Origin of the sequence: Acinetobacter sp. YH12249 (genome assembly GCF_013417475.1) — a bacterium.
Lineage (GTDB): Bacteria > Pseudomonadota > Gammaproteobacteria > Pseudomonadales > Moraxellaceae > Acinetobacter.
On the sequence record NZ_VPDX01000005.1, the window covers coordinates 24,126 to 39,487 of the forward strand.

At 43.7% G+C, this 15,362-nt stretch carries 13 protein-coding genes; 4 read left to right on the forward strand and 9 right to left on the reverse strand.

Translation table 11 applies throughout. From position 1 onward, the window contains the following. Positions 1–7: 7 nt before the first annotated feature. Entirely contained in the window at positions 8–3,310 is a 3,303-nt protein-coding gene (locus FTV25_RS04180) for a LysM peptidoglycan-binding domain-containing protein (protein ID WP_180002318.1), read from the reverse strand. A 208-nt stretch (positions 3,311–3,518) separates the two neighbouring features. Between FTV25_RS04180 and dnaQ the strand changes: the two genes are divergently transcribed. The 3 genes from dnaQ to nudC all read left to right on the forward strand — a co-directional run bounded on the left by dnaQ (position 3,519) and on the right by nudC (position 7,442). Next, positions 3,519–4,892: a DNA polymerase III subunit epsilon gene (gene dnaQ / locus FTV25_RS04185; protein WP_180002317.1), complete on the forward strand. Its 1,374-nt coding sequence runs from the start codon at positions 3,519–3,521 to the stop codon at positions 4,890–4,892. A 127-nt stretch (positions 4,893–5,019) separates the two neighbouring features. Next, entirely contained in the window at positions 5,020–6,663 is a 1,644-nt protein-coding gene (locus tag FTV25_RS04190; protein WP_180002316.1) for a chemotaxis protein, read from the forward strand. After that, positions 6,663–7,442, forward strand: coding sequence for an NAD(+) diphosphatase (gene nudC / locus FTV25_RS04195; protein WP_180002315.1), 780 nt, complete (start codon positions 6,663–6,665; stop codon positions 7,440–7,442). The genes FTV25_RS04190 and nudC overlap by 1 nt, the downstream gene beginning before the upstream one ends. Before the next feature lie 69 nt (positions 7,443–7,511). Here the strand turns inward: nudC and FTV25_RS04200 are convergent, their stop codons facing one another. The 4 genes from FTV25_RS04200 to FTV25_RS04215 all read right to left on the reverse strand — a co-directional run bounded on the left by FTV25_RS04200 (position 7,512) and on the right by FTV25_RS04215 (position 10,591). Next, on the reverse strand, positions 7,512–8,390 hold the full coding sequence (locus FTV25_RS04200; RefSeq protein ID WP_180002314.1) for an alpha/beta hydrolase: 879 nt from the start codon (positions 8,388–8,390) through the stop codon (positions 7,512–7,514). Continuing rightward, positions 8,380–9,072 carry a BON domain-containing protein gene (locus FTV25_RS04205; RefSeq protein WP_159123345.1) on the reverse strand — a complete coding sequence of 231 codons (693 nt, stop codon included), beginning with the start codon at positions 9,070–9,072 and terminating at the stop codon, positions 8,380–8,382. The genes FTV25_RS04200 and FTV25_RS04205 overlap by 11 nt, the downstream gene beginning before the upstream one ends. 136 nt (positions 9,073–9,208) lie before the next feature. Continuing rightward, a complete protein-coding gene (locus FTV25_RS04210) occupies positions 9,209–9,622 on the reverse strand; it encodes a YraN family protein (RefSeq protein WP_159123344.1) in 414 nt (137 codons plus the stop codon). A 9-nt stretch (positions 9,623–9,631) separates the two neighbouring features. Continuing rightward, positions 9,632–10,591: a penicillin-binding protein activator gene (locus FTV25_RS04215; RefSeq protein ID WP_180002313.1), complete on the reverse strand. Its 960-nt coding sequence runs from the start codon at positions 10,589–10,591 to the stop codon at positions 9,632–9,634. A gap of 10 nt (positions 10,592–10,601) precedes the next feature. Between FTV25_RS04215 and rsmI the strand changes: the two genes are divergently transcribed. Beyond that, positions 10,602–11,444, forward strand: coding sequence for a 16S rRNA (cytidine(1402)-2'-O)-methyltransferase (rsmI, locus tag FTV25_RS04220; protein WP_004782868.1), 843 nt, complete (start codon positions 10,602–10,604; stop codon positions 11,442–11,444). A 68-nt stretch (positions 11,445–11,512) separates the two neighbouring features. Here rsmI and FTV25_RS04225 read toward each other — a convergent pair whose 3' ends face one another. The 4 genes from FTV25_RS04225 to FTV25_RS04240 form a co-directional block, all read right to left on the reverse strand. Then, positions 11,513–11,764, reverse strand: a complete 252-nt coding sequence (locus tag FTV25_RS04225; RefSeq protein ID WP_004782870.1) for a hypothetical protein — start codon at positions 11,762–11,764, stop codon at positions 11,513–11,515. Between the two features lie 174 nt (positions 11,765–11,938). Continuing rightward, positions 11,939–13,186, reverse strand: a complete 1,248-nt coding sequence (locus tag FTV25_RS04230; protein ID WP_180002312.1) for an FAD-dependent monooxygenase — start codon at positions 13,184–13,186, stop codon at positions 11,939–11,941. After that, a complete protein-coding gene (gene ubiH, locus FTV25_RS04235) occupies positions 13,183–14,391 on the reverse strand; it encodes a 2-octaprenyl-6-methoxyphenyl hydroxylase (RefSeq protein ID WP_180002311.1) in 1,209 nt (402 codons plus the stop codon). Before ubiH ends, FTV25_RS04230 begins: the two co-directional genes overlap by 4 nt. 410 nt (positions 14,392–14,801) lie before the next feature. Then, positions 14,802–15,242 (reverse strand): BLUF domain-containing protein, encoded by a 441-nt coding sequence (locus tag FTV25_RS04240; protein ID WP_004782875.1) that lies wholly within the window; start codon positions 15,240–15,242, stop codon positions 14,802–14,804. Between the last annotated feature and the right edge of the window lie 120 nt (positions 15,243–15,362).

Sequence of the window (15,362 nt, forward strand, 5' to 3'; positions counted from 1 at the left end):
CCAGAAATTAGTTTGGAACCTTAATCACATCACCAATACGCAATTGAGTATTGGGTTCCAGTTCATTCATTTCTGCCAGTTCATTGGTTGCCATACCATAACGGGATGCCAGGCCGATCAAGGTATCGCCACGCTTTACCTTGTATTCAGTGACAAGTTTTGGAAGCTGAAGCGTTTGGCCCACACGTAAACCGGCACGTGGACTAAGATTGTTCAGGCTCGCCAGATCAGTAACGGGTACTCCTACACGATTGGCAATCGCAATCAGAGATTCCCCGGATTTTACCGTATAGGATTCTGTCGCCTTAGAAGATGCAGATTTTGTTGCGACTTTCAATGCTGGCTCTTTTTTGGCGATCTGAATATCTTCATTAATTTTTAAACGCTGTCCAATCCGCACATTGCTATTGGTATTCAAACCATTCAAGTCTGCCAGATAACGTAATTGCAGATGATATTGGCGGGCAATCGAGCTTAAGGTTTCACCAGATTTCACGATGTGAGTATCTGATTTAACATTCTTTTCCTGAGTCTCGGTGACCACTTCCTGCACAGGTTCAGGACTGCCAGATAATTTTAGATGCTGACCCACACGCAGATTGGCACTACGGGAAATATTGTTCAGGTTAGCAATTTGATCCATCGACAGATTATATTTTGCTGCAATCCCGGTCAGTGTATCACCCGATTGAACCGTATAACTGTCAGGAACCTGACTACCAGCTGGAATCTTGATGGTTTGACCAATGCGTAAGCCACTGTTTGCAGACAGGCCATTTAACGCAGCCAGTTCAGATACCGTCAATTTACTTTGATTGGCAATGCTGTACAGGGTTTCACCACGTTTGACCTGATAGTTTTCTGTTGGCGTATGATCAACCTTAACGTTCTCAAACTTCTGTTCGACTTTTTCGGTTTTCTTACTGCTCGCAGTCAGTTCTTCAACTTCATTAAGAGGAACATTAATCTTCTGTCCGACCATCAAACTGCTACCCGCAGTTAAACCCGGAGTTAGTGCAGCAAGTTCTGCATTCGACAATGCGTAGCGATCTGCAATCAATTTCAGATACTCACCACGTTTAACGGTATAGGACTTGGTCTGAACTTTGGCAGTTTCGGCTTTTTTACTGTCTTCAGCTTTCGCTTTGCTGGCACTTTCTTTCAGGGAAAGCTTTTGCCCAACAAATAAACCGCTGGTCGTACTCAGATCATTATAATCAGCCAACTGTTTAACGCTCAGGCCGAACTGGCTGGCAACGCTGGTCAAAGAATCATTGGCCTGAACCACATAGCTTTCCGGTTTCTCTTTAGCTTTCGGTGCTTCCTGCACGGGCTTGGCATCATAGAGATAAATTGTGGTGCCCACATATAATGTAGAGTTTGGATCAATCTGGTTCCATTTCGCGACATCACGCCAGTTCACGCCATTTTTGGCTGCAATCAATGCCAGATTATCACCCGGTAAAACCTTATAGGTACTGCGCTTACCTTTCGGTGCCACAACCACGACTTCTGAATCAGTTTTTACATAGTTTTTGCCCTGATTGAGTCGAGCTTCAACTGAATCTGCACTGGTGTTTACAGCGACTTCTTTCGGATATGAGAATCCTTTGGTCAGCTCCTTACCCTGCTGCTCGGCAATAGACTGACTGGTCTGAATTGCAGTCAGTTTGATCTTGCCATCATAAGGGTCAACAATTTCTGTGCCTGCAGGTGCCAGTGCTTTCAGCTCTTCAATGACCTGTGCCTGTTCAGCCGCAGTTGCTACAGGTTGTAAAAGCTCATCCACGGTTTTATTAATTTCTTCTGCTGACACCACTTTCTGGATTTGCTGACGTTCAGCTGCGGTAATTGGTGGTTCGACCTGGATAGGCTTCACCGAAGCAACTGGCGTCACAGCAACTGGAATACGTGGCGCACTTGGAATAGGCAATTCACTTTTTGCAGCAAATTCAGCAAGTGCTTCAGAACCACGTGGAGTACTGACCCGTTTAGTGGTTTGTGCAGTTAGATTAGGTGTCGTGGTGGTTGACACTGCTGCTGGTGCAGTCGTAGCTGGTTTAGGTGTTGTGGTCGCAGTTGGAGCTTTAGTTGCTGTTGCAGTCTTAGCAGTCGTAGTTGCAAGCACCGGTGGAGTCTGCTTGGCAGGTACGATGGTGGTACTGGTTGATGCTGGTGCTACAGTTGGCTTTGGAGTTACTGTAGTGGTCGTTTTAGGCGAGTTACTGACAGTACCTGCCCATAAGCCGCTTGAGCTCGACTGCAGTTTTTTCAGTTTTTCATCTATCGATGGACTTAAGTCAGCCGGAATCAAAATACGGCGTGGACTTTCCGGATCAATACGGTCACCACGATGTCCCGGGTTAAGCTGATACAGTTCAGCACGACTTAAACCCGTAATCGCTGCGATCTCATTTAAATTGGCTGCACCCACAGTCACTTCACGGAAGTGAGGACGGTTGGCAATCGGTGGCAAACTCACGCCATAAGTACCCGGATTTTTCACAATCTGTGCAACTGCCAGGAAGCGCGGTACATAGTTCATGGTTTCCTGAGGCAGTTTCAAGGACCAGTAATCGGTAGGTAAACCTGCAGCCTTATTACGGTTAATCGCCTGCTGGATACGGCCTGGACCGGCATTATAAGAGGCCAAAGCCAATTCCCACGAACCAAACTGGTTATATAGGCTGCCTAGAAACTCATAAGCCGCACGGGTCGACTCAACGACATCACGACGGCCATCGTAAAGTGAGGTTTGTTTCAGACCATAAATACGGCCAGTACTCGGAATAAACTGCCATAAACCTGCCGCTGCTGCACTACTGGTCGCCGCCGGGTCATAAGAACTTTCAATAATCGGTAATAAAGCCAGTTCCGTAGGCATGCCACGACGCTCTGCTTCTTTCACCGTATAATATAAATAGCGTGATGCACGGGCACTCAGGCGGTCCAGATACGGCTGACGGGAAATAAACCAGCCACGCTGTGCATCAATACGCGGATTCCAGGTATTCAGATCCATCTTGAAACCCACGGTCATCCGTTTCCAGATATCACCATGCTTCAAAATCAGTAAGCGATCACCTTCAACCGCACGCATATCCGTTGCAGAAAGTAAATCTTCCAGCCCATCCAAACTGCTTGCATCTAGATATTGTGAGCCAACCTGCTTACTTGACGCTTTCTGGGTCGCACTTTGTGTAGAAGAACAGCCCGTCAGTCCCAAGGAAGCGAGAGCCGTTCCAAGTACAGAAAATTTTAAAAATGCTGGTAATGCGGGCTGCCACAAAATTGCGGTTGGTTTATACATAAAGAAATCCAAACAATTCGTATATAAATTTATTTTTTAGATATGCCATTGTAGTGAAGCATGTCGTGGACACAAGGCATTAATTTACCCCGATTTCACGTTAAATGTTACAAGAAATTAAAAAAACTGGTGCATCTAGACGCATCAAGCGTATTTGCGTTATACAATATCCGCTTCAGCAAGTTCTTTTTTGATCGGATTTTAATTTATGTCTCACACTATCACACTATATGTTGATGGCGCCTGTCGCGGCAACCCGGGTTTAGGCGGTTGGGGTGCGTACATAATTACCGAACAGAAGGAACACAAAATTTGCGGTGGCGAAGATCATACCACCAATAATCGCATGGAGCTGACCGCGGCGATCGAAGGCATCCAGTTCTGTCCGAAAGATGCCAAGCTGGTCATTTATACCGATTCCAATTATGTCAAACAAGGCATTACCGAATGGATTCATGGCTGGAAAAAGAAAAACTGGAAAGACGTTAAAAATCCGGATCTATGGCAAAAACTGGATGCCACCTGTCAAGGCCGCGATATTGAATGGCACTGGGTCAAAGGCCATGCCGGACATCCTGGCAATGAAATGGCCGATCAACTGGCCAACCAAGGCGCAGATGAAACCTTGAAAAAATCCAAATCAGTGACTGCAATAACTGAAAATAAAAAAAAATCTGAACCTGACTGGCTTCTAGACGACCCTTTCGGGCTGGATCTTGTCGATAGTGAAGAAGAACTCGAAGAGAGCATGGAAATGGCTGAAGAAGAAATGGAACAGACTGAAAATTTGGAAACAACTGAAAATACCGATGAGTCCGCTTCAGTCACTTCAGATTCAACCGAACTACATCCGCAAATTGTAATTACACCGCCGACCTTAGAGCTGCATGGCCCTCGTCAATTGATTCTGGATACTGAAACCACCGGTTTCTATTATCAGGATGGTGACCGGATCATTGAGGTAGGTGCGATTGAGATGATTAACCGGAAACTTACCGGCAGCTCAATCCATATTTATATCAATCCGAAAAAACCGGTTGGCGATTCGGTGAATGTACACGGTATTACCGACGAGTTCCTGCAAGACAAGCCGCTGTTTGAAGAAATCTCACAGGTACTGTTTGACTATCTGCAAGGTGCCGAAATTATTGCGCATAACGCGACCTTCGATATGAACTTCCTGGATATGGAGTTCAAGCGGGCAGGCTTTGTCGCGCTTTCTGAAGTTTGTGAAGTGACCGATACCCTGGCAATGGCCAAATCCAAGCATCCGGGACAGAAAAACTCCCTGGATGCCCTCGTGCGTCGTTATGAAATTCCACAGCGTGACCGTACCTTCCACGGTGCCTTGCTCGATGCGGAAATTCTGTCCGATGTTTATCTGGCCATGACCGGTGGACAGGTCTCTTTTGATATGGATGCCCTGTCACATACCGAAGAACAAGGCGGCAGTTCAGGCAGTGTAAAAATTGAAATTGAATTGCCTGTGATTCTTCCATCAGATGAAGAACTTGCCGAACATGAGAAATGGGTCAAACAATTTGAAGAAAAGCATGGAACGCCTTGCCTTTTTGCAAAATAAAATCTAAATTTCAAGCAGTAATTTCGCTTTTAAAATACAGTTCTTCAGTTATAGTAATTCCAAAGAGGCCCCGTCCGATAAAGCGGGGCTCATATATATGATAATACTCAAGGAAAGGTGCAGATCCATGTCTTACCAAACCTCTATACATTTTGATCCAACAGCTTTACTGATAATAAAAAATGAGGTTGATAACTCGATCAAGTTAGTCGAATCAGCAGTAAGCACCTTGGTAGAAGATCAAACTTTACCTTTTGGCATTGACGATGCATTAAATCAGTTCGAACAATGTGCACAGGTACTGGCACTGATTGATATGCCGAATCTGGCACAAATTGCAGAATATTCAGCAGAACTGATGCGCAAGATTATGGGGAGTCCGGCGCAGGTTAACACTCAGGATGTGATCGCATTGAGTGAAGGCACCACCATGCTGAAACGCTATATCGAATTTATCTGCTTGCGTGAAGTGAAAATTCCACAGTTCCTGCTCGATACCCTGAACCGTCTGGAACTTGCGCTTGGTAAACCATTAACCACTGAAGGTCAGCATATTGAACCTTTGCTTGATCTGATTACCCCAGACTTCCAGTTACCCCAAGTACCAGGTCTGGAAAAATCCAAATATGTGCAACGCCTGTATAAGCTGTCACTTAACAAACTGCTGAAACAGGAAGAAAGCGAGATGGACCTGCAAGCGATCAAACTGGTCGGTACTTATCTGGCAGGTCTTTCAGCAAATCATCCAAGCAAGCAATACTGGCATCTGGTGCATGTTGCTTTTGATAATATTGATCACCTGCTCATCAATGAACCACGTTTACGTACTTTAATCAGTATTGAACGCAACATGGCGCAGTACTTTAGTTCAGCCGACAGCTTCAAAGCCTCTCTGTCCGATCTGGCAAATGTATTAAGCTTATGTATTAGTCAGGAAGATGCAACTGCACAGCAAATCCGTAGCCAGCTGAATATTGGTGATGATCTACTGACAGATATGCAACTTCAGGTGTTCAGCCGTCACCTATATGGTCCGGACTTCGAAACCATGCATACCATTAGCGAACTGGTGACTGCGGAAATGACCCAGATCCGCAATGATATCGAATATAACTATCAGCACATGACACCTGAAAAAACTCAGGAACTCCAGACTCAGCTGAATAGCTTGGCCAATATCTTCAAGGTTCTGAATCTGAATGAAGCCTATCATGACTTAAACCGTCAGGCAGCTTCACTCAGCCAGGCAGATATTCTGAAAGATGAGTCTTTTGCCCAGCAGTTGATGAATGTGATTCTATCCGCGATGAACTCGATTGGTGTATTGGAACGCCATCATACTTCGAGCCGCTTGCAGCTACGTGTGAATAACATGAATATCTCACTGGATCGTCTGGATGAAGCACACAATGCTTTGTTAAATGAAACTAAAGCATTGATTGAATTGTCTAGCCAGATTCTGACTGATTATCTACAAGATCAAGATCTAACCAAACTCGAACCTGTACCCATCCAGTTCTGTGAAATTGGCGGTGCCATGCTGTTCCTGAATGCTGAACATGTGAAAGCTGCATTCAATACAACTGCCCTGTTCATTAAAAACCGTATTGAACAGTCGGTTGCATTAACACCAGCAGAAATTCATCATGCGCTGGATGCATTGGCTAGTGCCGATATGATGATCGACAACTTAAAGAACAAACAGCCTGTATTACAGTCTATGTTTAAGGTAGCATTAGACAGTAGTGAGAAACTGAAAATCGTTGCCTAATGTCTAAAAAATTATCACTTGCTTATATTTTCCAGCAGCAACAGCTGCTGGTCGATCAACACTTTCAACTGCCTCAAGTTGAAGCTCTGGCAAGCGATTTGCTGCTGAATCCGGGTGATCAGGTGATTGCCCGTGATCTTCTTCCAGATGAGCCAATTCCTGAAGGGTTGCAACTGGTTCCAATCCGTCAATTATTACAGTTCTGGAATGTTCAGCAATTTGAACAGGCCAGCCGTGCTGTGCAACTACTGGAATGGCGCCGGAATCACAAGTTCTGTAGCCACTGTGGCACCCCGACTGAAGCCCATGCTGTTGAATATGCCATGGTTTGCCCAGCTTGCCATTATCGTCAGTATCCAAGGGTGCAACCTTGTGTGATTACTGTGATTACCCGCGGTGAAGATGAAATTTTGCTGGCTAAAAATGCACGTAATACCAAAAGCCAGATGTATGGTCTGATTGCCGGATTTGTCGAAGTTGGGGAAACGCTTGAAGAAGCGGTACGTCGCGAGACGCTGGAAGAAGTCGGCTTGAAATTGAAAAATATCCAGTATCTGGCCAGTCAGCCGTGGCCCTTCCCGAGTAACCTGATGATTGCCTTCAAAGCAGAATATACTGGCGGTGAGCTGCAATTGCAGAAAGAAGAAATTAGCGACGCGAAATTCTTTAAATTTGATCAGCTGCCGGAAATTCCATTTAAAGGCAGTATTGCCCATGCCATGATCATGCATGTGACTCAAGGTACACCGGTCGCAGATGATACCCGTAAATGGCTCTAAGGTTTTCAATTAAAAAAGCCCGGTTTTTATACCGGGCTTTTTTATGGGAATTACCACGATCACAGATCTTCACTTGAAAGCATCTTCTAGCGCCCACATCACACGCGGCTTGGTTTCAAAGAACCGGCTAAACAAACTGGACAATGAACCGATCATCGTAATATGACCCAGTTTCGGAATGGTAATCAGCTCACTATGATTGCCATGGTCTTTTAAAACCCAGTCCAGATCCTGACTGTTGAAATGACCGACAATATTGTCCCGCTCTGCCATGAACAGATAATGTTTGGTGGAGGTATTTTCCACAAAATAATATGGCATGACCTGCTGATACGGAATCGACTGGTCAAAAGCATCGGCACAGATCGGATCATCTTTATAGTCAAAATGATAAGGACCTGCCAGTCCAATAATGGCGCGGATCTGTTCCCGCTCAATCATGGCCTTTTGTGGATGGTATAGCGCTGACATGACATTAAATGCCCCGGCTGAATGCCCCATCAAGACCAGATTTTCCGTAGAAACATTTAACTGGTCTGCATGCTGCTGCAAATGATTTAGCAATAAATGCAGGTCATTAATATAAATCGGGAAAATATGTTCAGGCGCTAGATGATAATTCATCACCACCACATCATAACCTTCTTTGGCAAAGGCCTCGCCGATGAAGTGGTAATCCTTTTTATCACCATGCAGCCAGGCACCACCATGGACAAAGATAATCAGGGGGCGATGTGCTAATGGCTGATGGCTTAAAAACAGATCAAAACGTTGACGGGCTTTTAAGCCATAGGCTAACTGGGTTTCAACACTATAACCCTGTTTGGGGGTTAACCGGTTCAGCGCATAACTGCCAAAATCATAGATCCGGAAATCTTTATAACGTTGTTGGACTTCAAGGATCTGATCTGACAGCTGCGTTTTAAATTGACTGACCTTATGGAACATCGGTCGGTTCAACTGTATCAGGATCGATGGCGACTGGAGTCTGTTCAACACCCGACTGTGCATAAGATGCAGGCGCTGCAAAATTCTGGTTAGTACTATAACCAGAGCGCTGATCCACGTTGTCGATGAGCGTGACAATTTTCGTGATATTCCCCACTTGTTGCAGCACCTGATTCAGGTCATCGATTTCAGCACTGTTCAGACGTCCCATCACATACAGTACACCATCTTCAGTATGCACATGCACTTTGCTGTCAGACACCACCGGTGCTTTCATAATCAAACCACGGGTATTCGCCGTCACGGCGGTATCCTGCATGATCGTAGTGTAGCTGCTCTGGTTACCCACAGTGATAAAGTTATGCACCGCTCTGACATCACTCATGGATTTGACATTATCTTCTGCCAATTGCTTGAGATGCGCATCCGGCACCTGCCCGGTCAACAGGACATTACCATGGAAGCTTTCAATATTGACCCTTGACTGTTTAAAACGTGAATCCAGTTTATAAAGATTAATTTTTGCAGTACGTACAATAGAAGAATCGATAAATACCTGTCCTAGCGTCCGAGCTCCATTTTCGGTACCTACAGGAGCCGTACCAGTACCGCTAGAAATAAAGCTGGCACAACCCGATAAACTTGCGACACACAGCATTGTTATTGCAATACGCTTAACCACTCAGCAAGACTCCTTAATTTTAATCAGTCTTATTTCAATATAATAATCTGGTTTTTCAAGGTCAGATATTCTTCATCATACTTGAACTTTCCCATGATGCTGCAAATTTTATCTACCGCATCAGATCTTATTTTATTCAAAGATTAATAAACTCTTGATCAAAAGTAAAAGCATTTTCAAACCAGTGCAGATCATAAGGGTATTGAGAAAAATCATGCTGTATGGTTTTTGCAAAATACCGATTAAAATCAAAACAAATCACATCAAAACGATAGTAATAATGTGCAAACTGTGGATTTTTTTGAATAAAACATACAGCCGTTTGTAGGACTTTTCGTTGCTTGGCAGAGGAAACAGATTCATAAGCCAATGCATAACCCGTTTTAGCTCGTGCTTTTACTTCGACAAAGACCAGTTCCTGCTCACGCTGCATGACCAGATCAAGTTCACCATAGCGGCTATGCCAGTTTCTGGCAATGAGCTGAAAGTCTTGTTGTTGCATCAGTTGCGCAGCTTGTTGTTCTGCCCATACACCTAATTGTTTCTGCATCGCTGACTCTTATAGTGCCTTGAGACCTTTGGCACTCTGCTGAAAACAGGATGGTGTACGTTGTATGCCCTGATCCGATACCCGAATCATTCCAGTACGACCCTGGAATTCAATATTGCGTATTTTTTTATTGTTTAAATAATACTGGGTGATTTGCCAGGCATCGCCACCAAAAGCAATCAAGCGCTGATAGGACATATTCACTGGTGCCTGTTGATGAGCCTGCATCACATCAGGCCAGTTAGCAAAATAAAGTACCGGCACATCGCAGAACTTGATGCCTCGTGGCGGAACATGCTGTTCATTAATTGCATTTGCGACTGTATAAATCCGTTTATGTCCCAAACCATGTAAGGATTCCAGCCAGTCCGCATTGCCGAGCAATAGGATCCCCTGCTTGCTCTTCAGAAAAAATGGCGGCTTCTGGATCATTTCCAGTTGCAGCTCACTCTGACTAAGTAGTGACATTAGCAAGAGTTCATGTTCTGACTCACTGCCCGGTTGACGCAGCACAAACAGTTGCTGAATCCCATCTAGCGCAATCTGCTTCTGTAAAGCAGCCGCATCTTCTTTTTTCGACAGACTAAATTGCCAGATATTTGGGGCCGTGAGGCTAGTTTCATTCAAACTCAGTGTACGAATCTTGGGTTTAGACTGCACCAGCTGCTCTACATCCTGACGTGCCAAAGGACCAATCACCATTTGTGTCTTTTTACTGACATGCTGTTTGAGTAGCTGAGAGATTTTTTTCTGATCTGAATTGATCCATTTCAATGGTACTTTCTGTCCCGAAGCCTTATATGCACTGAGAAATCCTTGCTTGATACTCGAAGCGGCTCGCGCCAAGGGGCCGGTTTCAGGTAGAATAATCAGCACTTCCGCTTGTACGCTGCTGACGCAGGCCAGTAACCCCAAGCCCAGAATTTTGTTTTGAATCTTCCATTTTTTATTATTCGATTTATTCCACATGGAGAAACCTATGAGTGCTCAGTTATTTGTTGTTGCGACTCCAATCGGGCACTTAGATGATATTAGTTATCGTGCAATTAATGTATTGAAATCGGTGAGTCTTATTGCAGCTGAGGATACACGAACTTCTGCACAATTACTTAAACACTTTAATATTCAAACACCTTTGACAGCCTGTCATGAACATAATGAAAGCAACAAGATTGATCAGTTGATTCAACGCCTGCTCAATGGTGAAGATATGGCATTGATCAGTGATGCAGGCACGCCACTGATTAGCGATCCAGGATTCAAGTTTGTCCGTGCTGCGCAAGAACATAATATTCATGTGGTTCCTGTACCGGGTGCATGTGCTGCAATTGCCGCTTTAAGCGCAGTAGGTTTACCGAGTGACCGTTTCAGCTTTGAAGGCTTTTTACCGTCTAAACAAAGCCAACGACTCTTGACTCTGGAAAAACTGAAAGATGAAACCCAAACCTTAATTTTCTATGAAGCGCCCCACCGCATTTTGGAATGTGTTAAAGATCTGGCAGTAGTATTCGGTGCAGAACGTCCTGTCGGTTTTGCCCGTGAAATTACCAAGACCTTTGAAACTATCAAGAAAATGACACTGGGTGAATTAGTCGAATTTGTTGCCAATGACCATAACCAGCAAAAAGGTGAAATCGTACTGGTCATTGGCGGTTCTATCGAAGAAAAAGATCTGGATCAGGAAAAACTGGATAAATTGTTACTGCGTTTATTACAAGACCTGTCTGTCAAAGCAGCTTCACAGCTGGCTGCTGATTTGACTGGAATCAAGAAAAAAATTGCCTATCAACGTGCTTTGGAACTAACCTCTGCCAACGATTAATTTTTCTTTACCCATAAAAAACACCACAATCAATGTGGTGTTTTTTTATTTACTAATATTGAGTGCAATTATTCTCTTGCAACGGATTCATCAGCTGGAACTTCAGTAATACGGCCACCGCTTGCCAGGAAAGCCGCAATTTCATCTTCAAGTGCCTGACGTTTTTTCTGCTTAGCAGTTACAGTTAAAGTTTCAGCTTCTAATACGTCTGTATCATTCACAACTTCTTCGCTACTTGCAGCACCTTTTTCTGCTGCTTTTGCTTCATCGTCGTCGATTACAGGATCTTCTACATCATCATAATCATTTACGTCTGTCATTTTGCTCTCCCCACAAATGGCTTCGCTTTTATCTATTAAACCAAGCTTTAAATTAACTGAAATTTAGCAATCTCTTTGGTCTTCGCCTAGCCCTAATTTTCAAAAAATCGTATCTTTTTTAAACAAAATGGTTACTCTTTATAGATGTTTGTTTAAAAAATTTACATTCGGCCGCTAGGCTGAATAACGTGTATCTTTGAGTAAGCTTAAACCATTCGCCTGAGCCATAAATGCATCTTTCAGAACTTTCTGTTGCTCGACCTGTTTCAGCCCGAAATTACGTGCCCACACCACTGGGAAAAGCTCTGTAGTTTCCACCCAGCTAATCGCCGACATGCTATGCATCATCGCATCATTCTGGCCTTTACGGCGATGCTCATAACGTTTCAAGGTCTGTTCATGGGCCCACACTCCACGCGCTTTGTCATGCAGCAACACGTCACAGAGTACGGCAGCATCCAGACAGCCGATATTAACCCCTTGTCCAGCGAGCGGATGAATCACATGCGCAGCGTCACCAATTAGTGCCAAGCCATCTTGTACATACTGCTGTGCAGCACGAGCTTTGAGTGGGAATTTAGCTCGTGCTGTCGCTTCCAGCACTTCACCCAGCATATGATAGCTTTCACGGGTCAATAGTTGAGTGAAGTCAGCATCTGATAGCGCTGCATACTCATCGGCATAATCATCAGGTAATGTCCAGACTATGGATTGCCAGTGGCCTTGCTCTTCTTCTTTAAGACTCGCCATTGGCAGATAAGCCAAAGGACCAGTTTCCAGAAAAATCTGACGGGCCACATGCTGATGTGGCTGGGCTGTTCTAATTGCGCAGCTGATTCCGGCCTGTTTATAGTCCAGTACATCGATATCGATAAAGGCTTGCTCGCGCACAAAGGAGTTCGCGCCATCTGCGCCAATGACCAACTTAGTTTTGAGCTGGGTGCCATCTGCCAGATGAATGATCCAAACATCTACTCCACGTTCAACCCGGTTAACTTTGACCTGTGTGCGGTAATCTTGCACCTCTTCAAGCATCTTTTGCTGGATGGCCAGATTCAGAATACTCGGTTCCACCATTGAGCCTAGCGCCTGCTCTACAGAAGGTGTTCTTTCTGAAGAATGACCAAAGTTAATTTCACCATAGCCATTTTTATTCCAGACCTGCATTCCAGTATATGGCTGCTGGCGTGCAAGTTTTTCCCACACACCTACGGTTTTTAATAAATGAATAGTCGCCTGACTTAGCGCCAAAACCCGCGGATTGGCTACACTTAAAGTTTTGTCTGCATCCAGAATAGGCGCAGCATCCAGAACAGTCGCTTGCACACCACCTTGAGCAAGTAATAAAGCGGTCAAGCCACCTACTAGTCCACCACCAACAATGACAACATCTAATACATCAGAACTTGGATTCAGACTCATGCTTTTAACCCCATGGCATAGTTAGCGACCAGTGGCTTGATACCAGGAATGGTATCAAAAGCAATCAGTCCGGTATTACGGATCAGTTTCAAGAATGGATTCTGGTTACTAAATCCACGTACGACTGAATCACAGAACTTAATCACTCTTTGCTGGTCATTCAAACGGGATTTTTCATAATCCTGTAATACTGCTGCATCACCTAAGTCTGCACCTTGTGACTGCTGTTCTTTCAGGTAGCGCACCAATACATGCGCATCTCGCATACACAGGTTAAAACCCTGACCCGCTACTGGATGAATTGTATGTGCAGCATTACCCATCAAGACCACGCGGCCCACAGCCTGTTTTTCTGCTAATACTTGGGACAATGGAAAACTGAAGCGCTTACCTGTTTTCTGGAATTTACCGGCACGATCGCCATAGGTTTCTTGTAAGGCGTTCAGGAAATGCTGGTCATTTTCTTCACCCAGCCATTCTCCTTCCGTTCCTTTTTTCACAGGCCAGACTACAGAACGACGATATTCACCTGGAAGTGGTAATAAGGCTAATGGGCCTAAGTGGCTAAACCGTTCAAAGCCGACATGATTATGTGGCTTAGAAGTTTGAACGGTAGTGACAATGGCGACCTGATCATAGTCATGTTCTGAAGCCCCAATACCGAGCGCTTTACGACAGAAAGAATCACACCCATCAGCAGCAATCACCACTTTGGATTGAAGTTTCAATAAAGCATCACCACGTTGTGCTTCAAGATAAGCAAACTCAGCATCTTGAGTCAGAGAGCTGACCTGAACCCCATCAATCAGTTCAATGAGTGGTTCTTTTTTGACTTGAGTTAATAGCACACGACCTAGCCAGGCATTTTCAATCACTTGGCCAAAGCTTTCGACTTTTTCCTGTTCTGCAATTAAGCGCGCCTTACCAAAACTGCCCTGCTCAGTGATATTCACTTCAAGAATCGGCGTTGCATGTTCCTGCAAGGCATCCCAAAGCCCAAGTTCCTGATAAATCTGTACACTACGGCGTGACAAGGCACTATTACGTGCATCAAAGCTGGAATGATAGGGTGCAAGGTTTACATCATCATAATCTGGATATTTGATCGCTTCCAAAAGTTTGACTGCAATATTGGTTTTGGCCAACATCAGCGCGAGACTCAAGCCGACCATACCACCACCGACAATGATGACTTCTTGTTGCATGCTGTAATCCTTTCAATGGCGTACCTATATATAGATACTTATAATCATGATGAATTTTATATTAGCCTAAAAAATTTCTTTTTTATAATAAATTAGGTTGCGGTTTCGAAGCGAAGTCTGCTTGTGGTTAATTTATAGCTCACATCAACGTCCTACTTAAATTTTTCAAAATACAGAAGTATCATCTGCCTGATAAAAAGCAGAAGAATTTTGGCACTGATTGTTAGGTTTAAAAGCTTGGCTTGGTATGAAATGATGAAGATGGGATCTGGATATAATTTTTTGAATTAACAATATTTATGTTTTTGAATTTATATAATATTTTTTATTTAACTTATTTAAAGTAAATACTCATTTTAAAAAATCATGCGATACGTAGCTTTAGCTTATATCGCATGATGATGTAAGGATTAACTTGCTTTCAATGTATAGGCATGGTCATTCAAACTTGCCAATATCTGTATAAATTGAGGAATGGTCTCGGCATTCAAGGTATAAGGATTGAATTCATCCAGATTATGTTCGGCAAAGAATCCAAGAATATCCTGATGGATATTGGCATATTTCATATGCCAGTCTGAGAAGAGACGGTCATTCACATCTTCAAAATACAGAACTTCACAATTTTTATGTCGAGGATCTTTCAAGATTTTTTTATAGAACAGATCTTCAATCTTGTTCCTATCTCCTTCCAGACATTGAACAAAGTAACCATTTCCATAATACAGAGCCCCAAAAATCGCATTACGTGAATTGAAATTCAACGCTTCTGTCAGAATATTGAATAGATCATTCATTGGATCTTCGCAGTCATACAACTTACTAACATATAAAAGTCTTGCGTCGCTCATTGTCTACCTCAATATTTTAGATTATGTACATTACTCAATATTTTTATGTTTAATATATATAACTGATTTTATAAAAATTTTCTATGATCAGATACAAAATAATTTATCGAATAGTAAAAT